22 protein-coding genes, 1 pseudogene and 1 riboswitch are annotated in these 26021 nt (G+C 63.3%); of the genes and pseudogenes, 13 read left to right on the top strand and 10 right to left on the bottom strand.

The genetic code is table 11. The annotated features are described in order from the left end of the window. Positions 1 to 276: pseudogene (glyA, locus tag HWX87_RS36790) on the top strand (serine hydroxymethyltransferase); the annotation flags it as partial. 121 nt (positions 277 to 397) lie between these two features. Here the strand turns inward: glyA and HWX87_RS36795 are convergent. The 3 genes from HWX87_RS36795 to HWX87_RS36805 form a co-directional block, all read right to left on the bottom strand. Further along, positions 398 to 1930: an amino acid permease gene (locus HWX87_RS36795; RefSeq protein ID WP_176051689.1), complete on the bottom strand. Its 1533-nt coding sequence runs from the start codon at positions 1928 to 1930 to the stop codon at positions 398 to 400. A gap of 282 nt (positions 1931 to 2212) precedes the next feature. Further along, positions 2213 to 2512, bottom strand: coding sequence for a superoxide dismutase (locus HWX87_RS36800; protein ID WP_176051690.1), 300 nt, complete (start codon positions 2510 to 2512; stop codon positions 2213 to 2215). Between the two features lie 28 nt (positions 2513 to 2540). Beyond that, positions 2541 to 3095: a flavodoxin family protein gene (locus tag HWX87_RS36805; RefSeq protein WP_176051691.1), complete on the bottom strand. Its 555-nt coding sequence runs from the start codon at positions 3093 to 3095 to the stop codon at positions 2541 to 2543. A 157-nt stretch (positions 3096 to 3252) separates the two neighbouring features. Between HWX87_RS36805 and HWX87_RS36810 the strand changes: the two genes are divergently transcribed. Beyond that, the gene (locus tag HWX87_RS36810; protein ID WP_176051692.1) at positions 3253 to 4209 is read left to right on the top strand and encodes a LysR family transcriptional regulator; all 957 of its coding nucleotides are present in this window, start codon (positions 3253 to 3255) and stop codon (positions 4207 to 4209) included. An 85-nt stretch (positions 4210 to 4294) separates the two neighbouring features. Here the strand turns inward: HWX87_RS36810 and HWX87_RS36815 are convergent, their stop codons facing one another. From HWX87_RS36815 to HWX87_RS36840, 6 genes are all read right to left on the bottom strand, one after another. Then, a complete protein-coding gene (locus HWX87_RS36815; RefSeq protein WP_176051693.1) occupies positions 4295 to 5776 on the bottom strand; it encodes an aminotransferase class V-fold PLP-dependent enzyme in 1482 nt (493 codons plus the stop codon). Positions 5777 to 6046: 270 nt separating this feature from the next. Further along, on the bottom strand, positions 6047 to 6352 hold the full coding sequence (locus tag HWX87_RS36820; protein ID WP_176051694.1) for a TrfB-related DNA-binding protein: 306 nt from the start codon (positions 6350 to 6352) through the stop codon (positions 6047 to 6049). An 18-nt stretch (positions 6353 to 6370) separates the two neighbouring features. Beyond that, positions 6371 to 6628, bottom strand: coding sequence for a PAAR domain-containing protein (locus tag HWX87_RS36825; RefSeq protein WP_176051695.1), 258 nt, complete (start codon positions 6626 to 6628; stop codon positions 6371 to 6373). Between the two features lie 70 nt (positions 6629 to 6698). Beyond that, positions 6699 to 8042, bottom strand: coding sequence for a virulence factor (locus tag HWX87_RS36830; RefSeq protein WP_244137840.1), 1344 nt, complete (start codon positions 8040 to 8042; stop codon positions 6699 to 6701). Between the two features lie 134 nt (positions 8043 to 8176). After that, positions 8177 to 10489: a DUF3274 domain-containing protein gene (locus tag HWX87_RS36835; protein WP_176051697.1), complete on the bottom strand. Its 2313-nt coding sequence runs from the start codon at positions 10487 to 10489 to the stop codon at positions 8177 to 8179. A gap of 4 nt (positions 10490 to 10493) precedes the next feature. Further along, positions 10494 to 13262, bottom strand: a complete 2769-nt coding sequence (locus HWX87_RS36840; RefSeq protein ID WP_176051698.1) for a type VI secretion system Vgr family protein — start codon at positions 13260 to 13262, stop codon at positions 10494 to 10496. 1009 nt (positions 13263 to 14271) lie between these two features. On the opposite strand from HWX87_RS36840, the gene HWX87_RS36845 reads away from it, so the two are divergent. The 11 genes from HWX87_RS36845 (at position 14272) to HWX87_RS36895 (ending at position 24734) form a co-directional block, all read left to right on the top strand. Further along, complete coding sequence (locus HWX87_RS36845) at positions 14272 to 15525, top strand: MFS transporter (protein WP_176051699.1); 1254 nt, start codon at positions 14272 to 14274, stop codon at positions 15523 to 15525. Positions 15526 to 15641: 116 nt separating this feature from the next. Further along, the gene (locus tag HWX87_RS36850; RefSeq protein ID WP_176051700.1) at positions 15642 to 16571 is read left to right on the top strand and encodes a LysR family transcriptional regulator; all 930 of its coding nucleotides are present in this window, start codon (positions 15642 to 15644) and stop codon (positions 16569 to 16571) included. A gap of 115 nt (positions 16572 to 16686) precedes the next feature. Next, positions 16687 to 17181 carry a hydroxyquinol 1,2-dioxygenase gene (locus tag HWX87_RS36855; protein ID WP_176051701.1) on the top strand — a complete coding sequence of 165 codons (495 nt, stop codon included), beginning with the start codon at positions 16687 to 16689 and terminating at the stop codon, positions 17179 to 17181. 32 nt (positions 17182 to 17213) lie between these two features. After that, complete coding sequence (locus tag HWX87_RS36860; RefSeq protein ID WP_176051702.1) at positions 17214 to 18233, top strand: hydroxyquinol 1,2-dioxygenase; 1020 nt, start codon at positions 17214 to 17216, stop codon at positions 18231 to 18233. Positions 18234 to 18277: 44 nt separating this feature from the next. Further along, entirely contained in the window at positions 18278 to 19744 is a 1467-nt protein-coding gene (locus HWX87_RS36865) for an aldehyde dehydrogenase family protein (protein WP_176051703.1), read from the top strand. A gap of 7 nt (positions 19745 to 19751) precedes the next feature. Continuing rightward, positions 19752 to 20819 carry a maleylacetate reductase gene (locus tag HWX87_RS36870; protein ID WP_176051704.1) on the top strand — a complete coding sequence of 356 codons (1068 nt, stop codon included), beginning with the start codon at positions 19752 to 19754 and terminating at the stop codon, positions 20817 to 20819. 63 nt (positions 20820 to 20882) lie between these two features. Next, complete coding sequence (locus HWX87_RS36875; protein ID WP_176051705.1) at positions 20883 to 21194, top strand: YciI family protein; 312 nt, start codon at positions 20883 to 20885, stop codon at positions 21192 to 21194. Between the two features lie 3 nt (positions 21195 to 21197). After that, positions 21198 to 21533 carry a Rieske 2Fe-2S domain-containing protein gene (locus HWX87_RS36880; protein ID WP_176051706.1) on the top strand — a complete coding sequence of 112 codons (336 nt, stop codon included), beginning with the start codon at positions 21198 to 21200 and terminating at the stop codon, positions 21531 to 21533. Between the two features lie 170 nt (positions 21534 to 21703). Further along, positions 21704 to 22792, top strand: a complete 1089-nt coding sequence (locus HWX87_RS36885) for a porin (protein WP_176051707.1) — start codon at positions 21704 to 21706, stop codon at positions 22790 to 22792. A gap of 429 nt (positions 22793 to 23221) precedes the next feature. Further along, positions 23222 to 24034 (top strand): hypothetical protein, encoded by an 813-nt coding sequence (locus HWX87_RS36890; protein ID WP_176051731.1) that lies wholly within the window; start codon positions 23222 to 23224, stop codon positions 24032 to 24034. A 233-nt stretch (positions 24035 to 24267) separates the two neighbouring features. After that, positions 24268 to 24371: riboswitch (SAM-I-IV-variant riboswitch) on the top strand. Positions 24372 to 24413: 42 nt separating this feature from the next. Continuing rightward, complete coding sequence (locus tag HWX87_RS36895; protein ID WP_176051708.1) at positions 24414 to 24734, top strand: hypothetical protein; 321 nt, start codon at positions 24414 to 24416, stop codon at positions 24732 to 24734. Positions 24735 to 25080: 346 nt separating this feature from the next. On the opposite strand, the gene HWX87_RS36900 is transcribed toward HWX87_RS36895, so the two are convergent. After that, the gene (locus tag HWX87_RS36900) at positions 25081 to 25920 is read right to left on the bottom strand and encodes a three-Cys-motif partner protein TcmP (RefSeq protein WP_244137841.1); all 840 of its coding nucleotides are present in this window, start codon (positions 25918 to 25920) and stop codon (positions 25081 to 25083) included. Between the last annotated feature and the right edge of the window lie 101 nt (positions 25921 to 26021).

Below are 26021 nucleotides of genomic sequence, written 5' to 3' on the forward strand. Positions count from 1 at the left end.
CACATCACGGGCAAGGCAGCGGAAGCGGCGCTCGGTGCGGCGCACATCACGGTGAACAAGAACGCGATCCCGAACGATCCGGAAAAGCCGTTCGTGACGAGCGGCGTGCGCCTGGGTTCGCCGGCAATGACGACGCGCGGGTTCGGCGTGAAGGAGGCCGAGATCGTCGGCAACCTGATCGCCGATGTGCTGGAAGCGCCGGAAGACGCGGCCACGCTCGAGCGTGTGCGCGGGCAGGTCGCCGAGCTGACCAAGCGGTTCCCGGTCTACGGCTGAGCGTCGTGAGGTTCGACCGCCTCCGGGCGGTCGAACCTTGCCGTTTCGCGGCGGCATGAAAAAACCGACTCGCGGCATCGAGCCTGCGAGTCGGTTTTTTTGGGGGTTGCCTGAAGCGGCTTCAGACGGACGGATCGACGTTCGCCTCGAGTTCGCGAATGCGGTCGAGATTGCGCGTGTCCTTCAGCACCGGCGGCCCCGCGAACGTGTTGCGCACACCGAAGCCGTACCAGATCACCATCAGCACCACGACGAAGCCGACCAGCACGTACAGCACCTTTTCGTTCGGCGGCTGGATGCCGACATACGCGAGCACGCAGGCGCCGACCAGTGCGAGCAGCGCGCACGGCTTCGACCAGATCCCCAGTTGAAACGGACCCTTGTCGGTCCACGAGCGGCCTTCGGCCAGCATCCCGGAGCCGATCGGCATCGCGTACGAGATGAACAGGAACACCGCGCTGCCGGCGCTCAGGACCGAGAACGCGTCGCCGTACAGCGTGACGACGATCGCGAGCACCGCACACGTCCAGATCGCGGGCCCGGGCGTCCGGTGGGTCGGGCTGACGCTACGCAGCAGCTTCGACGCCGGCAGGCCGCCGTCGCGTGCGAATGCGTACACCATCCGCGACGTCGACATGATCGCCGCGAGCCCGCACACGTAGTTGATGAAGAACATCGCGATTTCGAGGGTCACGCGCAGCGTCTTCGGAATCGGCGCGAGGATCGCTTCGAAGAAGCCCGTGCCCTGCTTCATGCTGGCGGTCAGGTCGGGCATCACCAGCACGAACGCGCACACCATCACGTAGCCGAACACCGCGGACCAGAACACCGAGCCGATGATGCCGCGCGGCACGTTCCTGGCCGCGTCATGCGTCTCTTCGGACGTATGGGCGGACGCATCGAAGCCGGTGATCGTGTAGGTCACGAGCAGCAGGCCGGACAGGAACGCGAGCGGCGTGGTCTGTTTCGGCCATGCGCCGCCGTCGACGCCGGTGAAGTTGGTGAAGGTGACCAGCCGGTGCGCATCGAACGCGACGGGCGAGTAGTAGAGCAGCGACACCACCAGCGCGATCGTCACCACGAAGATCAGGTAGCCCGACAGGTCGGTGATCTTGCTCGCGATCTTGATGCCGCGCGCGTTCAGGATCGCCTGCGAGATCGTGATGACCGCGATGAACGCCGTTTGATGCCACCACGTCAGGCTGTCCGGGCTGACGCCGAACATCGGCGCGATCAGCGTCTTGAAAAACGGATCGTAGGTGCCGAAATTGATCGCGGCGATCACGAAGATCAGGCCGATCAGGTTGAGCCACGCCGTCATCCACCCCCATTTCTTCCCGCCGAGGATCGCGCCCCAGTGATAGAGGCCGCCGGCCGTCGGAAACGCGGAGGCGATTTGAGACATCGACACGGCGACGATCAGCGCGAACAGCGAGCCGAGTGGCCAGCCGAGGCCGATCGATGCGCCGCCGGCCGCGGAAAACGCGAGCTGGAACGCGGTGATGCCGCCGGACAGGATGCAGATCACCGAAAACGACACGGCGAAGTTCGAGAAACCGCTCATACGTCTCGACAGTTCCTGCGCATAGCCCATCTTGTGCAGCAGGCTTACGTCACTGTCGGTGCCTGAATCAGGCTGGAATTTTGCATCCATAGTCGCTCCGTCACGAATGTCCTGCGTGGCAGGACCGTCATCGCCGCCCGGGCCGTGCGATACGGCCCGCTCCTGGGATTCGTCGGCGGCACGCGATGCCGTGGGGAAATCGGCAATCGCTTTCCAGTCCGATGCGTGAACGGTATGAAATCAAATCTCCCGGCTCTATCAGATTTCGGCAACGTAGTGAAAATCCGGATGCGTGCACCGGATGAGGGCAGCGTGCACGCGCTCGCCCCAGGTGGTCGACAGGCGAGCGCCGGGGCCGTCAGGCGCGCATGATTACGCGTTGCCGGCTGCAAACAGCGCTTCCCAGCCGAGAAACGCGCCGAGCGGAATGATCTCCCAGTCGATCAGCCCGGCCTTGGCCAGCGGAAACTCGCACAGTGCGTCGCGGGCGCCGTCGATCGAATCGCACTCCGCAATGATCGCGACGCCAGGGCGATCCTGGCGGAAATAGATGTCGCGGACGATCCCGCGCTTGAGCAAGTGCCAGCCGTAGCGCACTTCGTCGAGCAGGTGCGGCTGATACGCTTCCGGGCTGGCGCCGGGCAGCGGTACGTCGAGACACAGCAGTTTCATGTCGATTACCTTTCAAACGGTGCGCCGCTTACGCGCCGGCCGCGAACCGCGACGCCAGTTCGGCGACACGCTGCCCGAGATGCGCGGCGGTTTCGAGGTCGCTGGCGATCGGCGACAGCTCCGGTGACACGTCGTCGGACTGCGCCATCGCGCCGAGCCAGCCGCCGATCCGGTTGCGTTCGTTCGCCGCGGTGCCGGCGAAGAGGTCGAGCCCGACCCAGATCATCCCGTGCTGCGCTGCGAACAGCGTCATCGTCATCAGCGAATTCAGCTTGTCGCCGTGCTGCGCGCCGGAGTTCGTGAAGCCGGCCGCGACCTTGTTGCGCCAGGTTTGCGGAATCCACGCGGGTCGCGTCGAGTCTTCCATGAACTTCTTGAGCCGCGAACTGATCGAGCCGTTGTACGTCGGCGAACCGAAGATGATCGCGTCGCTGGCGGCGAGCGTATCCCACGGAATCGCGCCGTCGGCGACCGCGACGAGCCGGACTTCCGCGCCCGGTACGCGCTGCACGCCTTCCGCGACGGCTTGCGCCTGTCGCTCGGTATGTCCGTGGCCGCTGTCGAAAACGATGGTGGCAAGCATGAAAGCCCCTTTGCAGTACGTTGAACGATGGCCGCATTGTGGGCGGTGCGGGCCGCAACCAGAAGCTGGGTCCGGGTTGAGTCGCTCTCAACTTCAGGTTGATAATCGGCGGCAGGCGAAGGTGTACCGTGCGACGTGTCGATCGAAGGAGGCTGCTTTGGATTTGTCGCAACGAACGCGGGCGATTCTGTCGTTCGTGCATGCGGCCGACGGCGGCAGCTTTGCGGCGGCCGGCCGCATGCTCGGCATCACGTCCGCCGCCGTCAGCAAGAACGTCGCGGGCCTCGAGCAGGCGCTCGGTGTGCGGCTGATGAACCGCACCACGCGCACGCTGAAGCTCACCGACGAAGGCGCCGTGTTCCTGCGCCAGGCGCGCGTCGCGCTGGAGGCGCTCGATGCGGCGGTCGACAGCATCGTCGCGCAGCGGCTCGGCCCGCAGGGGCGCGTACGCATTTCGACCAGCGCCGCGTTCGGGCGCGATCACCTGCAACCGGTGTTGCCCGGGTTGCTCGCGCGTTACCCCGGCTTGTCGGTGGAAGTCGATTTCGACGACCGGATCGTCGACGTCGTGCGCGATGGCTACGACATCGTGATACGCGGCGGCGACATTCGCGATTCGGCGCTGGTGTCGCGGCCGATCTTTCGCATGCATGCCGCGCTGGTTGCGTCACCGGCGTATCTGGTCCGCCACGGGATTCCGAGAGCGCCGGACGAACTCGGCGCGCACCGGCTGATCGCCCGCCGCTTTCTCGACGGCGGGATCGCGACGTGGGGTTTCAGGATGCGTGACGGGAGCGTCGTCGAGTTCGATCCGGGCGAGTCGGCACTGCTGACGTTCTCGGCGCCGGAAGCGGGCGTGCAGGCCGCCGTCGACGGGTTGGGGATCGCACGGGTCGGCGTGCATCTCGCGTGGGCGCATTTGCGCGCCGGCACGCTGAAGGTGCTGCTGCGCCGCCATTTTTTGCCGGGCACCTACGAGATGGCGATCCAGTACCCGCATCGCGCATTGAAGGCGTCGCGCGTGCAGGCCACGGTCGACTATCTGCTCGACGCGTTTGCCGCGAACGAACGCCTGCATGTGCCGTTGAAGGCGCTGGATGCGTATGGGGCGTGAATGAAGTCACCGCCGTTCACGCAACGAAGCATCGGCTTCGTGCGTGAACGCGGGTGGTGCGGTGTAACGGGGGAGGTGTGCCGGCTCAGGCCGAGCGTCGTGCGGACAGGCGATTCCACAGCATGCCGGCCCGGTTGCCGCTGCCGCAATACGCGAGCACCGGCTTCTGCAGCGAATCGACCAGCGCGCCGAACGCGTCGACTTCCGCGTCGCCGATGTGGTCGCGCTCGACCGGCAGGTAGCGTGCTTCGAGGCCCAGGTCGCGGGCGGCGGCGGCGATCTCGTCGAAGGCCGGCTGGTCGACGCCTTCGCCGTCGGGCCGGTTGCAGATGACCGAGCGGAAGCCCGCATTGCGGATCGCCTTCAGGTCGGCCGGCGTGATCTGGCGCGATGCGGAGAACCCGTTCGCGGCGGTCGCGCGGCATTGCTCGATCGCCTGGCGGAAACACGCGATCGCGAAGTCGACGTCCTGCTCCGTCGTGAAGCGGCCGAAGCTGACGCGCACGGTGCGGCCGGCCGTTTGCGCATCGAGGCCGATCGCGGTCAGCACGTGCGACGGTGCGCCGCTGGTCGAGTTGCACGCGGAAGTCGACGACACGGCGAGCGCTTCGCCGAGCATGAACGGGAAGAAGCCCGGTGCGTTTACCGTCAAGCTCAGCGTGTGCGGGATGCGGCGCGCGGCGGCCGCGTTCTGCGTGACGTCGCCGAGCGCGAACAGTGCATCGGTCAGGCGTGCGCCGAGCGCGGCGATCCGCGCGGTTTCGCCGTCGAGCTTTTCAGCGGCGAGTTCGCACGCGACGCCCATCCCGACGATCTGATGCGTCGCGAGCGTGCCCGAGCGCAACCCGCGCTCGTGGCCGCCGCCGTGAATCTGCGGTGCGATGCGATCGGCGATATCGCGGCGGACGAACAGCGCGCCGATACCCTTGGGCCCGTAAACCTTGTGCGCCGACATCGACATCATGTCGATGCCGAGCGCGCGCACGTCGATCGGCGTCTTGCCGAGCGCCTGCGCGGCATCGACGTGGAGCAGCGCGCCGGCGGCATGCACGACGCGGGAAATGGCGGCGATGTCGGTCAGCGTGCCGATCTCGTTGTTCACGAGCATCAGCGACACGAGGCCCGTCTCGGGGCCGATCGCGGCCGCCACGGCGTCGGCGGTGATCTCGCCGTCGCGCGTGGGCGTCAGGAACGTGACCGACGCGCCGTGCTTCGCCAGGTTGGCCATCGTGTCGAGAATGGCCTTGTGCTCGATGCGGCTCGTGATCAGTTGGCGCTTGTCGGTCGCGTTTTCCGCATAGCCCTTCAGCGCGAGGTTGTTCGATTCGGTGGCGCCCGACGTCCAGACGATCTCGTCGGCATCCGCGCCGATCAGCGCGGCGACCTGCGCGCGCGCGTGTTCGACCTTGTCTTTCGCCAGCCGGCCGGCGGCGTGCGAGCTCGATGCGGGATTGCCGAAGATGCCGTCGAAGCCGAGGCAGGCCGTCATCGCTTCGATCACGCGCGGATCGGCGGGCGTCGTGGCGGCGTAGTCGAGGTAGTGCAGCGTGGGGGTGGTGTCGCTCATGTCCGGCTCTTGCTCTGTTCTTTCAGAATGAGAGAAATGATACGGGGGACAGGAGGGAAAAAGGATCCAAAGTTGGTCGGTGTTTGGCCTTGGTGTGGAATTTTGTTTTGTATTGGTGGTTGAGGGGGGAATTTATTTCTTGTTGAGTGGGGCCGCGCAACATGGCTCCATCTTTGGGGCGCCGTGGAAACGATGGATGCGCGGCATCCGTACTGCGGCGATTGCGATTCGGGGAAGTGGTCGTCGCGCTTCCCCGGCTCGACCAAGTGGTCACAACGGATCGAATGATGCGGGCAGTCGGTGTGTGTCACGCACCCATGCAAGCAATGTGCTTTCATACCTGGCAGGGATCGTGATCGTCAGGGTGGTCAGGTGTGTGTCGTTGTCCGGCAAGGCCAGATATCTTTGCCACGCTTTCCGTACCAACTGCGACATGGCGGAATTCGTGATGCCGAGTTCGGCGGCGAGCTTCCGCTGCGACCGGCCGTTGACGAAGATTTCAAACAAGGCCCAATGGTTCACCGGTTTGATCCGGGTATCGTGCAGCCTCAACAACTGAAACTGTTCGGCCGTCATGCGTCGAATCGGTGCCATTCAGATGCGCCCGGAAGTTTGCAGGGTAGATATCAAGGCCGCGCCGCAGGACGTCTTGTGATCGTGGAATGCGGCGGGGCGGCCTTCGACATTGAACGCCTCGTCTCCTTCAGTAATCACGCAGGCGCCGTGAAGCGGGCACGAACATGCATCGCCGACGCGGGCGACCGCGCGTCCCATCACCTTGCTCGTCGTCGCTCCGGACTCGACCTGGCCGCCGTGCGTGTGCTGGTCGCCTACTCGAATGATTCCTCGCATATGACCCATCCCGTGTGTGATTCGGTGTGGCGGTCGCGGTCGCACGCAACGCGCCGCGTGTCGGCTTGCATCACCACGAATAGCCCTGCATTCCGTAGTTGACGTCGTGACGACGCCCCCACCAAGGCAGGTAAGCGTTGTTCCCGCCACGCGCTCGGAACCAGTCGCTGTTCGGATCGATCGGCGTGAGCTTTGACGGTGGCATGACCACGACGGCCGCGGGGTGCTTCGGGTCGGTCGTGCCTGCGACTAGAGCGTTTCCGCCGAAGTGATTGATCCGGCCGATCGCCAGCGCAACGTCGGTCAATGCGCTACCGGTTCCCATGTCGCCGAGCAATGCCGACGTGTTGAACGTCTGATTCTTGTGGTCGTATTCAGGCAGGACCTCGGTGAGTGTTTGTGACAGCCCGACAAGTCGTGCCGAAGCGGCATCGCTACCGGCACCGGCATCGTGAACGATGTACTTGATGTCCGGAACGGCGATCCCTGCGTTGCGTGCTGCCTGGTCGATGGTCGCCTTCCACGCTTGCACCGTTCGCGTCGTACCGACCTTTTTCGAGAATGCGTCGGTGTTGCCGGTCGCGGCCTTGCCGATCCACGCGAGTGGTTCGCGCTCGGTGTTGAAGGTGGGGCCGGCGAGGAACAGCACGACGAGGTTCTCGTTGATCTGGGCGTCGGTGGGCGGGAAACTGGGCGCGTCCCAATTCATCACCCATACGCTCTTGTCGGGGTTCGCCTGCAAGTAGTCCAGCGCGTTGTTCAGCGACGTGAAGCCTGCGTTTGCGCCGCCTTGCGTGATCTGCACATCAGGCGGTGTGTCGCGGCTCCACAGAGTTTTGGAGGACGGCGGGCCGATTTCAAAGAATGTCATCATTCGATCGACCAGGCGCGATCGAGCGTACGTTGCATCGAGACGGAAAGGAATCGCGATATCGACACGTATGCCGGCGAGTTCGCGCCAGTCCTTCTGATTCTTGGGGCCCACTGTGTAGAAGTACTTTGAATTCATCCCATAGCGCGTTCGAAGCAGCAGAATGGCTTTATCAACGTACTTCGCATAGAAGCCCTTGAACGTCTCTGTCCCACGATTGCCATACACCAGTGCGCCAATTGACCGCAGTGAAGAGAATTTTTCAGGCTTCGTTCGCACCATATCGTCGTTCATGTTCGGGGTAACAAGTCCTTGCGCCCACAACAACTGCCACTCTGTCGGGTAGTCCATACGTTGCAATGGATTCAACCAGATCAGACCGACGACCTGCGCAACGAACGGCTTGGCAGGTTCGTCCGTATGGGCGGCTACGCGAGTGACCAGATCGGGAGGCGTCTCGGCTTGCACCGGCCGCGACATGGCCGTGGTGAATAAAAAAATCATGAGCGCCAGTAAGCTGGGCACAACTACGAATCGTTTCATCCAATCTCCTATTTCCAGGTGTGCCGGGTCCGGTTGTTCTACATGTGCCATTAACGTGGCCATCAGGGGGATCGTGATTAACCAGACCATAAGAGCGATGGCAACGCGTCGGGATCGAGTAGCGATCAGAGCCTTCATAGCGGCCCTCCAGCCATCAGGTAGAACTGGCCTTCGCGCTCGTCTACGATTTTGCCGGGCATATTGCCCTCACAATTGTCTGCATGCACCCATTCATGCATCGCCATTCGATCGAGTAGCCCGGACGCAAAGTAGTCGTAGTACTTTCGGTTCGAATTTTCTTCAGGAATACCGTCACCCATCCGCCAATCTGCTTCAATTCGCAAGTCGTACATCTGATCAGGCGTCAGGTAACACGGGCCGATCGCCACATCGTACGCAAGCGCCTTTTCCGCATGCTCCGGGTTGGTCATCGTCGTCGAGTGGTTCGTCGGGCTGTTCGTCGTACCGCGATCAAGCCAGTCCACGATCTGCTTGTCTCGCCATTCCTTGTAGCCGTCAGGTAGAGCGCTTTTGCCGTCTTCGCCGATGACGTGACCATCGCTGTCGACCCACTCCGTGTTCAACGTGCGGCGCGCCTCCATCCGCATCAGGGCGCGGTCTTCGTAACGCTGCCCGGCTTCACTCGCGGCCGTACCGTGCGCGTCACCGTCCTTGTGCTTCGCCTTGTACTGGTCGTAAGGATCATCGGCCCGTTTGGCCGCATCGATCTTGCCGGCATCGCGCCATGCGGATGGCGGATCGTTGCCTTCGTTGAAGGTGCTGGTTGCTTCGCCATCCTCGGTCAGAATCGGCTTGTCGAACCTCAACGTCTGTGGCGGAAACGTCTCGTCCAGCGTCGGTGCGTCCGCCCATATCTCCCAACCCTTCGGCGGATCGGCATTCACGCGAAACATGTTCATTGCCGAACTGAACCCGGTCGCGACGAACATGATCGGCGCCGAGAACAGCGTTGCCGCCATCCCCCAGACCGACTCATTCCCCTTGAGCGCCCCGACCAGATTGAACTTCGCCGGCGGCGAAGGCGGATACCAGAAGCCTCGCGTCGTTCCTTTCTTGCCATGCCGCCAGTCGTCTTCCCAGTAGCGATAGCGCACCTGCGCCCCTACATCGAAGCCGGACGCGAACACGCGTTGCGTCAGGACGCCGTGTACGCCGATATCCGTTAGTTCGTGCTTGCCGATGCCGCGCCAACCGATGCCCTGCACCGTGATCGCCGAAATCACCTGATCGTGCGGACAGCAATACGCCGTGACGCGCCCATACGTCGATCCGTTCAGGCCGTGGCGCGCACGGTCGGCCTGTGCGGTAAACGACTTGTCGCTCGTCGGCGATACCCGGTTGTTCGCCATGTCGGCATCGACTGTGTCGGGCGACGGCTCATGGTCGGCGCGATCGCCAATCATCGACAAGAAAGTACGGAGCGTTTGAGTGCGCGACGCGTAGGTCTGCCGGCCGCGATGGCCCGTGACATCCTTCGTCAGACGTTGCGACCACGTATCCATGAACGTGTCGGATTTGTGCGGCCCTTCACTGTTCGCCAGGCTGTACGGTGCATTGGCCAGCACATAGGCATCCGCGACGCATCGCCCCTTGCGCCCCCACGGATCTTCCACTTCCGGTAACGCGTCACCGAAGAACGCGCCCGTGAGGCCGACGATATTCCCCTGGCTATGACACACGACGGTGATCGGCACGTCGGCGCGCATCTTCCGGATCGACTCGATCAGTTTGGCAAGCCGCAACGCGGCAAGCACGCCATACGCACGCGGTGGCGCGCGATACAGGGGCCGGTTGGTCGGGTTGATGCCCTGCACGGTTATCCACCCCATTGCCCGGTCGTCGAGGCCACCGTGCCAAAGATCGGGCAAGCTCGAGCAGCCATTGGTGAACGGCCCGCCTCCCCAATAATCTTTCTCGTTGAGAAAGATCTTGTCGCCGTATTCCTTCAGTTCTTCGAGTGTCGCGCGGTAGCCCCACCGAAAATGGATGACAGGCGAGAACGACGGATCGGGCATGACGTAATTGTCCGGAAGCAAGTCCGGATTCAGAAACCCCTCCGGAGTCACGCTCTCGGTGTACTTCGCCGGCGTCAACTGCCCGGCGTCGATACCGTGATACTTCATCTGATCGTCCAGTCGTCCCAGCCGACGATTCAGGCCCTTGCACAATCCCGCTTCGGACGCCTGGAACCATTCGCCCTCGGAGTTGACGCCGTGGACGAAGATGACGACGCCGGGCAACGGCAGTTGCTTGACGCAGATGAGCCGCTTGTCCTTGTCGAACAACACCGGCCCTTGGGTTCGGCCAACGACGATAGGCGGTGGGGTGGAGCGCGATGCCGTAGCGTCGGGAGCATCAGTCGTCGTGGCCGGTGCATGGACGTGCGCACCCGCTACCGGCCGAGGATCGAGAATCGAATCGGTCATGGTCTCAACCATTCTTCTTGATGAACTGCACCGACAGCGTTTCGAACTGGTCGGCATGGACTGCCGGCAGCTCGCCGGCCGTGTCGGTGGTCAGGTTCGACAGCGCCCCGGACGCCCTCTGCATTTGCCCGTCGAAACCCGCCACCGCATCGCCATCGGTCGCACGAACGAGTTTCGTCACACGGCCGAGCGGGGCGTGGTCGAACGTCGGCATATCGGTGCTCATGCTGGCCGGACCATCCCACGCATGGCCTGCCGATTTCACCGTGAACGTGCCGGGGCAACCGAGTTCGATGTCGCCGCCGTTCAGCTTCAGATACGCACCGCCCGTCGTGACGAACACGACCTGATCGTTCGCCATGCCGGCAAGCTTGCCGCCGGCCGCGGTCAACTGGATGTTCTTCGCGGAATCCACCTGCGTGTCGTCGTCCTGCGACTGGATCGTCACCTTTCCCTGATTCGCGACGGCCGACACGCCGCCGCTATGCGCGAACATCGCGACGCCATGGCCAGCGTGCAGATTGATGCGCTCGCCGCTGGTGACCTGCACGTGCCGCTGGGCAATCTGGTCGATGTTTTCGCCCGCATACATGACATGCGTCCTGGGCGTGACGTGCAGCGATCCTGCCTGTGCGCCGAACGCCATCAAGGCGGACGCGTCGCCGGCTGAACCGGCATTCGCAAGGTCGGGCTTCCAGTTGCGGAACGCATCGACGATCTTGTCCTGCCCGGCGGTATCCGCGGCCCGTCCGCCATGCTGGCCGGCATAGTCGCCGAGCGATTTGAACAGCGCCACGCACTCGTCGAGCAAGTGAACCAGCTCATCGCGATCAAGCTGATCACCGGTCGCACGGGTGCGCGCATAGGTCGAGAACAAGATGCCCTGGGCCGCCCGCAACGCCGCCGCGGCATCGGTGCGCAACTCGGCACCTTCGCCCCGATCGGCGCCGTGTCCATCCTTGCGGGGTTGCGTCAGATAACCGAGGTTCAACTGGGTATGCGCGTGTTCGCTCGCCAACTGCGCGGATATCTGCGACGGCGTATCGTCCAGGCGAAGCTGGTTGTACCGGTCACCCTTGATTTCCTTCGTCTTGATCCCGGACACGTAACGGTTGCCGGGCAGCGCGCCGGTATGCGTGAACGTCGCGGGTGGGTTCGCGCCATTGCTTAGCACTCCGATGATGATCAGACGATCCGGATCGCCCGACAGGCAACCCAGCAAGACCTCCATCCCGACGCGGGGCAGAAACAGCGTGCCGAAGTTTCCGCCCGCCAGATTCGCCCCGACGCGTATCGGTGCGCTGTCGCCGGCCGATCCGTTCGTTCCGGCGCCTTGCGCGTGCTCGTGATCGACCGGATCGAAGCCATGAATCCGTACGCGCACGCGGCCGGCTGCATCGCAGAATACTTCCTCACCCTGCGTGCCGACGATCGTGCCGGTCAGCAGGTGAGCCGGTGGCAGGTCGATTGCCGGATCGTAGGACGGCGTGAGCGGCACGCCGCGACGCACGCACGTGAACTGGTTCTCATAGCGCGTGTCCGCCTGTTCCGACGCATCGCCCGGCGTGGTTGGGGCGGCTTGCGTGAGGTTCCGGCTGGCCGCGTACAGCGTGGTCACGCGGCTCGTCAGGTCTTTCGGAAGGTTGTTCCGGACATCGTGCCGTACCGACGTCACGACGAACTGCCGCTGCTCGGCCGGCTTCATGTCGAGTTCGGGGTCGCCTGTCAGCGTGAACCAGTAGCCGACCGGCATGTCGCGGACGCTGCCGATACCGTCGTAGCGCTCCGCCGCGAACTGGTGGGCGAGTATGCGGTCGTGCGTGATGCGGTCGTGATCGTTCCAGGAATCGCCGACGTGCGGAATGTCGATCGCGACATCGGTCAGCAATCCAGCCAGGTCGTTGCCGGCGTCGCCTTGATCGATGCTCGTCGCGATCGCGGAATCGTCCATGCGCGCCTTCTTGTAGTCCCACGACGGACGGCTGGCTTTGCCGGGGGACAGGCTTTGACGATGTGCGAACAACGTCACCGTATCGCGTTGCGCGGTTCCCGAATTGCGCGGATCGAGACGCACGGTACCGGCAGGCGATTCCGGCAATCGAAGCGGGTCGTCGCAGAACACGAGCGTGTGGATCGGCCGCTCGTCGGTCGAGCCGCGCGCGTTGTCGACCGCCCACGCCTTGGCAAAAACGGTGATGCCTTCGCGCCGCAACAGTCGGCGCACGAAACGGGCATCCGACTCGTTGACCTGCCGCGTCAGTTCGCGTGCCGGATAACGTTCCGATCGCAATCCCGACAAGTCGAAATCGAACGCGCGCGCAAGTGCGGGGCTGCGTTGCCGCCATTCGTTCAGCAGCGTGCCGAGGATGTCGATGACGTTGCGCGACCGGAAGACGCGGGAATTGATGCGGCGGTCCATCAGCGACAGCGCATCGCAAATGCGCAACTGATACACGGTCAATTCGCCGTCGGATCGACCGGCCTGCACGTCGTACACGATCGCATTGATCGCCCGCACGTCGCCCCGGTCGGTCGTCAGCCTGACCGACACCGGCAGACCGAGAAACAGCGTGGGCGCCAGATGATCGTGGGTGGATATGCAGGTCAGCTGCCCGTCGATTCCCGACATCAATCCTTCGCGAATATCGGCGTGATGAAGCGCCAGCAGATGACCGATTGCGTGTTGCGCCTGCCCGAAATGCAGCGCGACGGGCCGGTTGTTCCAGTCGACAAGACCGGACGCAAAGTTTCGCAATGCTGTTGCTATCGACATAACGGCAATCTCGTTACTTTTCCGACGTCCGCGCCGTTTTTTCGAATCGGACTTTCAGTGAAGTAAATCGGTGGTGGTCGTGATTTCGGTGCGCAGAATAACAAACTATGGGGATTTATAAGGTTTATTTAAATTTTGAGATGAAAAATAATTCACCCGGAAACGGTTTTATACATTTTGTGATTTTTGTGAGGTATTTGGTTTTAATTGGAAAAATCCTATGTCGAGCCGTCGGGGCTAGTATTTGTCGCTGTTCCTTGCTGGGTGGTGCCAAGGCGGTATTCGTGGCCGGTGCTGTCGAATCGAATTGGATGCCAGTAATTAGAGATTCGACTTGTCCTAATTTTGAAATGAATAAAGCGGAATTGAGGTGCGTAAAGCGGTGCATGCAGGGTCGTGTTCCTGCGCCGGGTATGTATATCTGCTTGACAGCGATTTTGCCGTTTTCGGTTTGGTAATGCAGGAGGCAGTTTCTGTCACGGCTGGCGATGGCTAACTGCATAAGCGCGAAGATTCTGGAGCGCGAGTCAAAGTCCGCCGTGATCGAAGATCGAAAGCGCATCTTCTGTCATACGAAATACGTCGCCCGCGCGTATCAGGGTCGACCATTCGACCATGCGCGCACCGCCCTCGCCGAAACGTGTGCATGTCGGACGTGAGCGGGCCGGTACCCGGTCACCCGGATGTCCATGAGGGATTCCCCCCGTGACGCACAATTGCGCTTCGCGTCGCCCCCACGACCGTTCTCTCCGCGCCGTCCCACCGTCACTTCCCGTCCGCCGCTGCCGATTGTTTGCATATCGCGAATGGCGCGTTCGCCGGTTGTTCGATACCCGATCCGTCGCCTTGCACCTATCGTTGTGCCGTCGGCTGGCCGGATTCGATGCGTCGAACCGGTGCGGAAGCCGGCGCTTCCCGGCGATTCACATCGCACACAAAAACCATCGGACCTGGCTCATGCGCAGGCGCTCCGGCGCGCGCAGGCGACCCTGTGTCCACGGAGACGGACATGAAAGCAAACGAGTGGGATACCTCATACGAGTGGAAAGCGGTCACGCTGCTGGCGCTCGGTTTCGGGCTGGTCGGCCTCGACCGCTGGCTCATCGCGCCGCTGTTCCCTTCGATCATGAAGGACCTGAACCTGACCGCGCAGGACGTCGGCAATTGCATCGGCGTGCTCGGCCTGTCGTGGGGCATCTTCGCGGCGCTGATGGGCGGCATCTCCGACAAGGTCGGCCGCCGGAAGGTGCTGATTCCGGCGATCCTCGCGTTCTCGCTGCTGTCGGGTTTCTCGGGGCTCGCGGGCGGGCTGCTCGGCCTGATGGCGATTCGCGGGTTGATGGGCGTCGCGGAGGGCTCGTTCTGCCCGACGAGTTTCGCGGCGACGGCCGATGCGTCGCATCCGCGGCGGCGCGGCCTGAACCTCGGTCTGCAGCAAAGCGGCTTCGCGCTGTTCGGCCTCGCGCTGTCGCCGATCATCGCCACGCAGCTGCTCGGCTTCGTGTCGTGGCGCTGGGTCTTTGCGCTGGTGGCCGTGCCCGGCCTGATCCTCGGCGCGATCATGTTCTTCGTGATCCGCGAGCCGAAGGTCGCGCAGGAAGTCGCGTCGGAACATGCGCCGGCATCGCTCGGCCATGTGCTCAAGAGCCGCAACATCCTCGTGGCGATGGCCGCGCTGTGCTGCGCGATGACCGGCGTGTTCGTGCTCGGTGCACTGCTGCCGCTGTACCTGACCGATTACCTGTCGCTCGGCACGCAGAAGATGGGCCTCGTCGTGTCGGCGATCGGCTTCGGCGGTTTTCTCGGGCAGTTCGGGTTGCCGGGGCTGTCCGACCTGGTCGGGCGCCGCATCGCGAGCATCGTCGGCTTTGCCGGAACGGCCGTGATGCTCTACCTCTTCCGCGGCCTCGGCCCGCAGCCGCTGGCGCTGTTCGGCGTGCTGTTCGTCGCATCGTTCTTCACGCTCGGGCTCGTGTCGCTGCTGTCCGGCCCGGTGGCGACCGAGGCCGCACCCGTCGGCCTCGTGTCGACGTCCATCGGCGTGGTGGTCGGCGTCGGCGAGATCTTCGGCGGCGGCATCGCGCCGGCGATGGGCGGCTATGTCGCCGCACACTTTGGCATCCAGAACATTCTGTGGCTGCCGATGTGCGCGGTCGTGCTGGGCATCGTGGTCAGTCTGTTGCTGAAGGAAACCGCACCGGCCGTGTTGCAGCGCCGCGCGGTCGTGCGGCCGGAACTGGCAACCGGAGAGCAATCGCGGTAATGCCGGTGCGTCCTGCGATTGACATCGATTTGGCGACACTGTGACGCCTTTCGCATGACACAACCCGATACCCGCACAGGTAGACTGCCGTTTTCGCTGTCGAAAAAGGGCGGGGCATGGACCGGTTCCTGAGCATCGAAGCATTCGTGAGAGTGGCCGAGGCGAGCAGCTTCGCCGAGGCTGCGCGGCAACTGGGTGTGACGAGTTCGGTCGTGACGAACCGTATCCAGCAGCTCGAGAAGTTCGTCAACGCGCCACTGTTCCATCGCAGCACGCGCCACGTGCGCCTGTCCGAAGTGGGTGAGGCGTTCTATCGCGAATGCGCGGAGGTGGTCGGGCGCGTCAACGAGCTGACGGACCAGATGCGCGAGCTTCGCGCGACGCCGACCGGGCGGCTGCGCATCCAGATGCTGCCCGGCTTCGCGCTCGATCACTTCGGCGTGCCGCTGGCCGCATTCAATCAGCGCTACCCGGGCATCCAGCTCGACATCATCGTCAATGACCGTGTCGTGGACCCTGTCGAAGAAGGGTTCGACATCGCGTTCCAGATCTTCCCGCCGATTTCCGAATCGCTGATCGAGCGGCGGCTGTTCACGGTCCGGCGTCTCTTTTGTGCGGCGCCCGCGTACGTCGACGCGCATGGTGCACCACAACATCCACGCGATCTGCTGCAGCACACCACGGCGCTGTACTCGGGCTATCCGTCGCGCAACCGCTGGACGATGACGCGCGGCGACGAGGTCGTCGAAATGGAGCTGCCGGGCATGATTCGCTCGAACTCCGTTCACCTGTTGCGCGAATACGCGCTGACGGGAGGCGGCGTGGTCTGCTTGCCCACGCTCGTGGCGAGCGACGCGCTCGTCGCGGGCAGTCTGGTGCCGATCCTCACCGACTATCAGCTCGCGCCGCTGAGCTTCGCCGCCGTTTATCCCGCAACGCAGCGACAGGCGTTGAAGGTGAAGGCGCTGGTCGAATTCCTCGCCGAATACATCGGCGACGAGCCCCTGTGGGATCTCCCGCTGCTGGAGCGCGGCTGGGTGCGTTGAACCCGGCGGATTATTCGCGAAACGCAAATGCCGTAATCGCCGTCCGTTGCCTTGTTGCTGCTGTCCCTTGCCCCTAGAGTGGAATCCAACAAGCGGTTCAACTCAGGAGACAGAAATGACCAGCACGGCATTCCACACCGTCTTCGGCTCGCTCGATGGTTACCGGAAGGGCGAGATCGAAATCACCAGCGGCAGCGCGCAGCACTACGCCTTCTCGAATGTCTTCGAGGTGGCGTCGAAGTCGGCCCCTTATGAAAAGGTCGTCGCCGGCAAGAATCTCGAATACGTGATCGAAGTGTTGAGGACCGACGGCCAGTCGCCGTGGTTCGCGTGTGCTCACGACGAGTTCACGATCCAGATGGACGGCGAAGTCCGGATCGAATTCATCAAGCTCGACAACCCGCCGGCATCGGGTCGCGGCACCGTGAGCGCAGGCGAGCAACCGGCCGGCCGGAACATGGGGTACGTCGTTTTGCGCCAGGGCCATCAGGCGCTGCTGCCGGCCGGCTGCGCCTATCGCTTCACCGCGAGCCGGCCGGGCGTCGCGCTCGTGCAGACCATCCTCGGCGAGCTGTCCGTCGAGAAGTGGGCCGAGATCTGCCTGCACTGACCACCTCATTCGACTATCCCAGGAGACACGTTATGGCCACCCTCGAAACCCTCGACCCGTCCACGGGCTTTGCCGCCGATCTGGTGCGATCGACCGAAGCCGATGCCGTGACCGGCTACCGCCGCTTCCAGCTCGGCGCATTCGAATTCCAGCGCGACGAATACTTCGTGAAGATCAGCTGGCCCGCGAAAGGCCAGACCCGCACGCACGCGATGCCGGCGGACGCGTTCCTGCGCGCGATGATGCGCGACGTCGCATGGGGCTTCTTCTACGGCTGGGTGAACTTCGATCACGTGTTCGGCACGCGCAATCACTACGGCAAGGTCGACATGTATGCGGGCACGTTCAACGGCATCCTGAAGGACGCCGGTGTCGATTACACCGAGACCTTCGAAACGCCGACGATCATGGCGACCTTCAAGGCGATGCTGCACGACTGGACGAACGAAGGCTTCGACCCGTTCGCGGCGCCGGAGGAAACGGGCACCGCATTCGGGCGCAAGCACGGTGAAAACGGCGCGGCGATCGAGCGCACGCGCATCGCGACGCGCCGCATGCCGGGCCTCGAAGGCGATTCGCCGCTGCGCGACGAGCTGCCGGTCAACCGTGCGTTCCTCGACGTCGCGCAGGACGAGCCGGAAGTGCATGTCGAGCCGGGCTTCGAAGGCGAACTGCACGCATTCAACCTGTTCAAGTACCTGTCGCGCTCGGACGTCACGTGGAATCCGTCGGTCACGTCGGTGTGCGGGCGCAGCCTGTTCTGCCCGACCACCGAGGAATTCATCCTGCCGGTGTTCCATGGCAACGACCGCGTCGAATGGTTCCTGCAACTGTCCGACGAAATCGTGTGGGACATCGGCGACAAGAACACCGGCGCGCCGCGCGCACGCGTCACGATGCGCGCCGGCGACATCTGCGCGATGCCGGCCGACATCCGGCACCAGGGCTACTCGACGAAGCGATCGATGCTGCTGGTCTGGGAAAACGCGACGCCGAACCTGCCGCAACGCTACGAGAGCGGCGAGCTCGCGCCGTATCCGATCGCATTCTGAGCCGCGCGTCAGCGACTGCTTTAGCCATACACCGAGGACGATTCATGCAAACCCAACTCTTCATCGACGGGCGCTTCGTTGACGCCGTCGACCGCGGCACGATCGACGTGCTGAACCCGCACGACGGCTCCGTCATCGCGAAGATCGCGGCAGCCACCGCGGCGGACGTCGATCTGGCCGTCGACGCCGCGACGCGCGCGTTTCCCAAATGGTCGGCGCTGCCGGCGGCCGAACGTGGCCGTCTGCTGCTGCGCCTGGCCGACGCGATCGAAGCCAACGCGGAGGAGCTGGCGCAGCTCGAATCGCTGGACACCGGCCACCCGATTCGCGATTCGCGTTCGCTCGACGTGCCGCGCACGGCCGCCTGCTTCCGTTATTTCGGCGGCATGGCCGACAAGCTGCAGGGCTCGGTGATTCCGGTCGAGACCGGCTTCCTGAACTACGTGCAGCGCGCGCCGATCGGCGTCGTCGGCCAGATCGTGCCGTGGAATTTCCCCCTGATGTTCACGAGCTGGAAGATGGGCCCGGCGCTGGCCGCCGGCAACACGGTGGTGCTCAAGCCGTCGGAAATCACGCCGCTGTCGACGTTGCGCATCGTCGAGCTGATGGCCGAAGTCGGGTTCCCCGCGGGTGTCGTCAATATCGTCCCCGGTTACGGCCATACGGCCGGCCAGCGGCTCGCCGAACATCCGGGCGTCGGCAAGATCGCGTTCACGGGGTCGACGGCCACCGGCCGGCGGATCGTCGAAGCGTCGCAGGGCAACCTGAAGCGCGTTCAGCTGGAGCTGGGCGGCAAGGGCGCGAACATCGTGTTCGACGATGCCAACCTCGACGCGGCGATCAACGGCGCTGCGTGGGCGATCTTTCACAACCAGGGGCAGGCGTGCATCGCGGGTTCGCGCCTCGTGCTGCACGAACGGATCGCGGACGCGTTCCTCGAGCGATTCGTCGCGCTCGCGTCGTCGATCCGGATCGGCAATCCGCTCGATCCGGATACGGAAATGGGCCCGCTGACGTCGAAGCAGCACCTCGATCGCGTGCTGTCGTATGTCGACGCCGCGCGCGAGCAGGGTGGCCGCGTGCTGACGGGCGGCAGCGCACCGCAGGATCCGGCGCTCGCCAACGGCTACTACGTGCGTCCGACGATCATCGAGGCGAAGAGCGCGAGCGACCGCGTCGCGCAGGAGGAGGTGTTCGGCCCGTTCGTCACGGTGCTGCGTTTCGGCAGCGACGAAGAAGCGCTCGCCATCGCCAATGCAACGGAATACGGGCTCGGCAGCGGCCTCTGGACCCAGAATCTCTCGCGTGCGCACAAGATGGCGTCGCAGATCAATGCGGGCATGTGCTGGATCAACTGCTACAAGCGCGTCAATCCGGGCAGCCCGTTCGGCGGCGTCGGCAAGTCGGGCTATGGCCGCGAGATGGGTTTCGAGGCCATGCACGACTACACGGAGGCGCGCTCGGTGTGGGTCAACGTCGACGGCAACGTGCCGCCGCACTTCAAGCGCTGAGGCTTTCATGGAGCGCTTCGTCTATCAAGGCACACCTTCCCGCGTGGTGTTCGAATGGGGCGCGCTCGACCGGCTGCCGGACGAGCTGTCGACGCTCGGCGCCAGCCGCGCGCTCATTCTGTCGACGCCCGAGCAGCGGCATCTCGCCGACCGGGTGAAAGCGGTACTCGGCGAGCGCGCGGCCGGCGTGTGTGCGCAGGCCGTCATGCACGTGCCGGTCGAAGTCGCGCGCGCGGCGCGCGAGATGGCCGCGGAGCTGGGCGCGGACTGTTGCATCGCGATCGGCGGCGGGTCGACGATCGGGCTTGGCAAGGCCATTGCGCTCGAATCGTCGCTGCCGATCCTGGCCGTGCCGACGACGTACGCGGGCTCGGAGATGACGCCGATCTACGGGCTCACGGAAGGCCGGCTGAAGCGCACCGGGCGCGACGTGCGCGTGCTGCCGCGTACCGTGCTGTACGACCCGTCGCTGACGTTGTCGCTGCCGCCGGGCATTTCGGCGGCGTCGGGCGTCAATGCGATGGCGCATGCGGTCGAGGCGCTCTATGCGGAAGACGCGAACCCGGTGATCAGCTTGATGGCCGAAGAATCGATTCGCGCGCTGGGCGAAGCGTTGCCCGTGGTGGTGCGCGATCCGGAAGATCGAACGATGCGCAGTCGTGCGTTGTATGGCGCGTGGCTTGCCGGAACCTGCCTCGGTGCGGTCGGCATGGCGTTGCACCACAAGCTTTGTCACACGCTCGGCGGCACGTTCAACCTGCCGCACGCGCAGACGCACGCGGCGATGTTGCCGCATACCGCGCACTACAACCATGCTGCGGCGCCCGATGCGCTGCGCCGCGTTGCGCGGGCACTGGGCGGGAACGACGCGGCCGATGCCGGCCCGCTGCTGTTCAGGCTGAACGAGCAGCTCGGTATCGCGCCGGCGCTCGCCGACATCGGGATGCCGGAGGCAGGCCTGGACGAAGCCGCCGATCTCGCGTGCAAGAACCCGTATGCGAATCCGCGGCCGATCGAGCGCGCGGCGATTCGTGCGTTGCTTCAGGATGCATGGGAAGGGCGTGCGCCGCGTTGAGCGGCCCGATGCGCCAACGGAGAAAGACGTGATGAATGACCCCATCGACCGGAGCTGATCGTCATGGCTCGATTTTTCGCGGTATTTGCGACGGACCAGCCCGGCATGCGCCACGTGCGCGACCGCATGCGGCCGATTCACCGGACCTATCTGCGTTCGGCTGCCGAGCACGGCGTGGTGGTGCGGCTCGGCGGGCCGACGCTCGACCCTCAAGGGGACGCGATGAACGGCACGCTGCTCGTCGTCGAGGCCGACGACATCCAGGCGGTGATGCAGTTCGTCGGGAACGATCCGTATGTGAAGGAAGGACTGTTTTCGCGCGTGGAAGTGCGTCCGTGGGACTGGAGCCTCGGCAACCCCGAGCAGAGGGTGTGAGCAATGGAAGCGAGACAACTCTGCCGCGTGTCCGAGGTGCCCGACGGCGGCGCGCGGGTCGTCGACGAAGCGTGCATCGGGCGTCCCGTCATCGTGGTGCGGCGGGGTGAGCAGGTATGGGCGTATGTGAATCGTTGCCCGCATTTCTCCGTACCGCTCGATTTCGTGCCGGGCAATGTTTCCTGCTATCGGTCGCAGGTGCTGATGTGCGCGCATCACAGCGCGCTGTTTCGCTTCGACGATGGGGTTTGCATCGACGGACCGTGCACGGGGGCTGGACTGGAAGCCGTGGCGGTCGAAGTGGATGCCGCTGCGCGGGTCATTTTTCGAGGCAATTGACTCGCGGGTTCGCATCATCAAGTTCGTGTTTATAAATCAGTAAAGCTAATCATATTTCCGGTGTTGATGTAACTGCCTGAATCAAGGCGAATTTCCACGAAGCAATGAGCGATCACCCGCGATCCGGCGCGGTGACGGACTCGTATTTCCATAAAAAAGACGGAGACAACATGAAACTCAGGTTTGGAGCAGTGGCGATTCTCGCCGTCGCGCAAGGCGCATGGGCGCAGAGCAGTGTGACGATGTTCGGTCTGATCGACTCCGGCATCTCGTATGTCAGCAACGAGGGCGGCGGAAAGAACGTCAAGTTCGACGACGGTATCTACGCGCCCAACCTCTTCGGCTTTCGCGGCACCGAAGATCTCGGCGGCGGGTATCACGCGACGTTCGCGCTCGTGAACCAGTTCTCGATGGCGAACGGCAGCATCGTCGGAACCGGGATTTTCGGGCGGAACGCCTACGTGGGCATCGACAGCGACCGGTTCGGCAGCATCACGCTGGGCAATCAATACGACTTCATGGTCGATGCGCTCTTCAACAAGGGGAATGCGATCGGAAGGGACATCTCGGGACTGTACGGTTTCCGGAACGGCCCGTTCCAGCGGCTCGCGCTTCCTGACAACCCGACCGGTGCGTTCGACTGGGACCGCACCGCAGGCAGCAAGCCGATCGCGAATTCGGTCAAATACAGTTTGCCGACGGTCGCGGGTTTCTCGGGCGGCGTGATGTATGCGTTCGGCGGCGTGGCCGGCTCGGTCGGCGCGGACAACGCCGTCAGCGCCGGGGTGAACTATGAAATGGGGCCGTTCGGCGTGGGCGCGGCCTACACGAACGAGAAGTACGGCCCGGCGCCGGGCGTGCCGTCGACCAGCGTGCGCAACTGGGGCGTCGGCATGCACTACGACTTCGGTGTCGTGAAGGCGACTGCATTGATGACCACCGTGCGGAATTCGTTCAACGATGCCGCCGTGTGGATGGCCGAAGCCGGCGGCCTGTGGCGGATCAGGCCGGATGTCGTCCTCGGCGCGAAGTACATGTACATGAAGGGGAATGAAGCGGTGAACGACAACCACGCGCATCAGGTCAGCGTGGCGCTTCAGTACCTGTTGTCGAAGCGGACGATGGTGTACGTGTCGGCCGATTATCAGCGGGCAAACAGCGGCGCGAACGCGCAGGTGAATGGCGTGCTGGATCCGAATGGCGCATCGAGTTCGGCGAGTCAGGCCGTGGCGCGGCTCGGGTTGCATACGGTGTTTTGAGGAAGGTGGCGGGCGGATCCGATGTCAAGGTCAGCCCGCCAACGGACTTCCTGGTCGCTGCGGCCGCCTCAGGTGCGGCGCGCACTGCCGTCCGCGCGTGAATGGGGTGTTCGATCGGCGGCAGACGGGGATCTTCGGGTGGGGTGTCGAGGGTATTCGAGACGAGGCTCGCGGGCGCGTGCAGCGAATCGTCAGGAGGACGGCGGGGATCCGTTTGCGGATTCCCGATGGGCGCCGCTGCTCGCTTCCCGTCGGTTGTTGTCGTCCGGGCAACACGGTAGTGTTGCCCATTGACCTGCCGCCTCGCCGACGATGATCCTATGATGGGGCGCCCGCCATCGGTGAATTTCACGCGGCGGGTGCGCTGCCGATCATTCCACTCTATAGTGCTCGTCGTTGATCGATCTGCAAGCACATCAGGAGTTCGTCGTGTTTCACCGGAAATCCAAATTGGGTCGCTCGAGCGTCGCGTGCATCGTTGCCCTGACGACGATGCTGGCGACAGTCGCGGCGCATGCTGAGGCGGAGGCTGCCGACGGCACGACGCGCATCGCGTCGGCTGTCAATCACGACACGTCGCCGGCGCGACCGATTGTCGGCGACGACCCGGTTGTAATCCGGGATGCGTTGAAGAAACTGCACGTCAGCACGCTCGCGCCTTCGTTGCGCGACCGGGTTCGTGGCCTGGTCTCCGACGCGGCCGACCGGCATGCGCCGAATCCCGACCTGGCGGCCGTCAATCTGGATCGTGACGTAACGTTCGTGGTGCCGGTGCGGTACGGCGTGAGGTACCGGTCACGGCGGCACCTGTTGACGCTGGACGTCGACCTGTTCGATGGGGAGCGCGACGACCGGACGGGCATCCTGCTCAGCAAGGTCACGACGGGGCCACGAGGGCGCGGGCTCGTGATTGCGCCCGAAGCGAAGGCAAAAGGGTACATCCAGCACGTCGAGATCATCGAACTCGATTCCGGGCAAGGCAAAAAGACCACGGTTCGTAGCCGCATGCGGCTTTCACCCGCCGAGTACGCCAAAACGCAGGGCAACTTCGCGCTCGTTTTTTCCGGACGCCTGGTTCGGCCTTACCTGACCGAACAAACCGAACATGCCGATCCGAGTATCGACGAGCCGACGGACATTACGACGCGGATCTCCACGTTGCACGTGGATCTCCATGACATCCAGCTGGTGAGTCCGTCGAGCGGCGTCGTGGTGTCGAAGAAGCTGGGTTTGTCGAAGTAGCGGGTTTCGGCGAGTGGTTGATGCAGGCACGTGGTTAGCCTGTTGTTCAACCGTCTCGTCCATGAAAACGCGGACAGGCTCGGTACGACTGCTACGGCGCTTGCCGTCGATTCGCCGATAAGGGCCGGATCGGTGAAGCCATATCCGCTCGAAGCGCCACTTTCTTGCGGCTTCTTGCCCGACGCCCGTTTTTCAGTATAATGAACCCACGTTCGGAATGTCGAACGTAAGAAATCAAGCATCCAGAGTCGGGTTTTCCGACGCCAACCTGCCCTCCCGGGCAAGGTGGACGCCTTTGAGGCGATGCGGCCGATTCACGGCAACGAAACGGGAGCAGCATGGCTGGCACCGGTTCGATCACCACTCATCCGGAGCAACCATGAGCCAAGTTTCCTCCGCTTCCCGCCCGACCGTCTGTGAAGACTGGTCGCAGTTCCTTCCCGGTTTCACGTTGACGCACACGGTTCATCTCGTATCGAGACGGAATCCGGGCATCGTTTCGACCGCGGCTGCTGTGCTCGAAGGCGAAACGGCGACCGTCGATCGATGGGCCATCACCCGCTGTGGCGACGTTCTCGAGCAAAAGATCGTGCTCGGCGAAATGACGGAAGGGCAGGCGGTGCGGCTGCGCGAACGGCTTGCCGCGCTGGATGGCGTGCTCCGCACGAGGGTGGAGCATCATTTCGTGCGGGCGGGTTGAGTTGTCTGCGGAATTGAAGCGGAGAGCGGCTGTTGGATGAGGCGTTTGTGGTGGTGCCGTATCTACTGACGAGTGGCAGGTTCTAACAGTGTTCCCCAAAGGCGCTGGTTTTCCCTAGGGCTTTGCAAAATCCCCATCTACATGTCGTCATCTACTAGGCTTGCTCCTAGCACAGCAAGCCAGCGCCACGACCGTGCTCGAGTCACGCAATTTCAAAAGTATCGGCTTTGACTCTCGTCAGTACTCGGTCACGCATGTGGCGATGGGGGCAGTCGGCGAAACGTGTATAGGTCGCGGCACCTCTCGTCCGAGTCGCGACTGACGACAGCATCCGCACGCCTAGTAATCACATTCCAGGCAGCGATTGCTGGCGCGATGTCGGCAACGCAGCGTCATTCCAAAGTTTCGTAGCAAGCGGATGACGGGCAAGATGGATGAGGCGATATAGTGGTCCCTTGTTCATGTTGACGAATAGCGGCTTGGATTGGGCAACCTGCATCTTTGTCAGGTCCGTGACGAGCGATTCCCAATACTCCAAATACACACCGACTTGTTCGCGCTTGGGAACCTCTTTCAGCCGCAAATTGTTGCGCCACCCCGGCGCAGCTGCATCCAATCTTGAGCTGGCCAGATTGAAGTCGACACCGATGTTTCGCTGAACGTCCATTACGCTGAAATGAATCAGGAGATCGATGTTCGGCCGAGCCGCAAGCTTGCGGATAATTTCGAAATCCAAGTGCTCGATGTTGAATGGGTCGAGGAAGGCGAAATGTAATCCCCTCGGAAGCATCTCGAGCACCCAGTCAACGGTTTTGGATGCGTTGCCCACGCGTGCCTGCACTTTGGCGCCTGCGGTGCGAAGTCGCGAGCTACAAGCTTCCACGCTTACAGCATCGGCATCGGCGATGTATATCTCGTCGAACGGCGCTCCACCGCGTTCCGATATACGCCAAGCAGATAGCGCACCGCCATCAGAGATAACCCCCGATTCACGGTTCATGACTCGCCCTGGCCCCGAAAAAAGGTCGATAAACGAGGCATATGGCCATTTTGCGCGAGCTTTTCGGGCTGCGTCGACATAACGGGACAGCGCCACGTGTTTGTCTTCGGACCAAGGACCAACCTTCATGACCGGCAGGCCATCAACCGGGTCGATGACTGTCTCGTCGTCATTTTTTTTGGACACGCTTTTGTCCCGTATTTTGGAGGAGCTTAATGGGGGTGTCGGATAGTATGCCGTTTTTTAGAAATATTTACTAAAACCTGATAATCTTTCGAGAGACCAAG

Origin of the sequence: Burkholderia sp. BCC1644 (assembly GCF_902833225.1) — a bacterium.
GTDB lineage: Bacteria > Pseudomonadota > Gammaproteobacteria > Burkholderiales > Burkholderiaceae > Burkholderia.

Bases quoted from the DNA above. Each gene is read 5' to 3' on its own strand.
- HWX87_RS36795 (WP_176051689.1), bottom strand. From the start codon at position 1,930: ATGGATGCAAAATTCCAGCCTGATTCAGGCACCGACAGTGACGTAAGC.
- HWX87_RS36800 (WP_176051690.1), bottom strand. From the start codon at position 2,512: ATGAAACTGCTGTGTCTCGACGTACCGCTGCCCGGCGCCAGCCCGGAA.
- HWX87_RS36805 (WP_176051691.1), bottom strand. From the start codon at position 3,095: ATGCTTGCCACCATCGTTTTCGACAGCGGCCACGGACATACCGAGCGA.
- HWX87_RS36815 (WP_176051693.1), bottom strand. From the start codon at position 5,776: ATGAGCGACACCACCCCCACGCTGCACTACCTCGACTACGCCGCCACG.
- HWX87_RS36820 (WP_176051694.1), bottom strand. From the start codon at position 6,352: ATGACGGCCGAACAGTTTCAGTTGTTGAGGCTGCACGATACCCGGATC.
- HWX87_RS36825 (WP_176051695.1), bottom strand. From the start codon at position 6,628: ATGCGAGGAATCATTCGAGTAGGCGACCAGCACACGCACGGCGGCCAG.
- HWX87_RS36830 (WP_244137840.1), bottom strand. From the start codon at position 8,042: ATGAAACGATTCGTAGTTGTGCCCAGCTTACTGGCGCTCATGATTTTT.
- HWX87_RS36835 (WP_176051697.1), bottom strand. From the start codon at position 10,489: ATGACCGATTCGATTCTCGATCCTCGGCCGGTAGCGGGTGCGCACGTC.
- HWX87_RS36840 (WP_176051698.1), bottom strand. From the start codon at position 13,262: ATGTCGATAGCAACAGCATTGCGAAACTTTGCGTCCGGTCTTGTCGAC.
- HWX87_RS36845 (WP_176051699.1), top strand. From the start codon at position 14,272: ATGAAAGCAAACGAGTGGGATACCTCATACGAGTGGAAAGCGGTCACG.
- HWX87_RS36850 (WP_176051700.1), top strand. From the start codon at position 15,642: ATGGACCGGTTCCTGAGCATCGAAGCATTCGTGAGAGTGGCCGAGGCG.
- HWX87_RS36855 (WP_176051701.1), top strand. From the start codon at position 16,687: ATGACCAGCACGGCATTCCACACCGTCTTCGGCTCGCTCGATGGTTAC.
- HWX87_RS36860 (WP_176051702.1), top strand. From the start codon at position 17,214: ATGGCCACCCTCGAAACCCTCGACCCGTCCACGGGCTTTGCCGCCGAT.
- HWX87_RS36865 (WP_176051703.1), top strand. From the start codon at position 18,278: ATGCAAACCCAACTCTTCATCGACGGGCGCTTCGTTGACGCCGTCGAC.
- HWX87_RS36870 (WP_176051704.1), top strand. From the start codon at position 19,752: ATGGAGCGCTTCGTCTATCAAGGCACACCTTCCCGCGTGGTGTTCGAA.
- HWX87_RS36875 (WP_176051705.1), top strand. From the start codon at position 20,883: ATGGCTCGATTTTTCGCGGTATTTGCGACGGACCAGCCCGGCATGCGC.
- HWX87_RS36880 (WP_176051706.1), top strand. From the start codon at position 21,198: ATGGAAGCGAGACAACTCTGCCGCGTGTCCGAGGTGCCCGACGGCGGC.
- HWX87_RS36885 (WP_176051707.1), top strand. From the start codon at position 21,704: ATGAAACTCAGGTTTGGAGCAGTGGCGATTCTCGCCGTCGCGCAAGGC.
- HWX87_RS36895 (WP_176051708.1), top strand. From the start codon at position 24,414: ATGAGCCAAGTTTCCTCCGCTTCCCGCCCGACCGTCTGTGAAGACTGG.